At 36.3% G+C, this 331-nt stretch carries 1 pseudogene; it reads right to left on the bottom strand.

Features of this window, described 5'->3' with window-relative positions:
• A pseudogene (locus tag OQ267_RS22375) lies at positions 1-331 on the bottom strand (OmpA family protein); the annotation flags it as partial.

Below are 331 nucleotides of genomic sequence, written 5' to 3'. Positions count from 1 at the left end.
AGCGCTATAGTTTTGTAATTGAGAATTTTCTTTGTTACCCAAAGCAAACTCCAAACCTACGTGAGAGTAAGAATACCTGTTTTCTAAGTAAGCACTTTTAACTGTTGGTGATGATTTGATAAAATTAATATCATAACCTAAATCAATGTTGATGCCTTTTGATACACCAAATTTAAATCCAACTCCTGTTGGAATGTACCAGCCTTCTCTGTCTGTAAAAACCTGGGTAGTTCCTACCTGAGAATCAGAAGCCATATAACCGGCACCTGCCTTAATGTAAGGAATCAATACCGCGTTTTCAGTATTTAAGCTGAAGTTAGCGATGTTTAAC

Source organism: Pedobacter sp. MR22-3 (genome assembly GCF_026240075.1).
GTDB lineage: Bacteria > Bacteroidota > Bacteroidia > Sphingobacteriales > Sphingobacteriaceae > Pedobacter.
The sequence above is the reverse complement of the archived record's forward strand: the minus strand, read 5'-3'. Positions and strand labels throughout refer to the sequence as shown.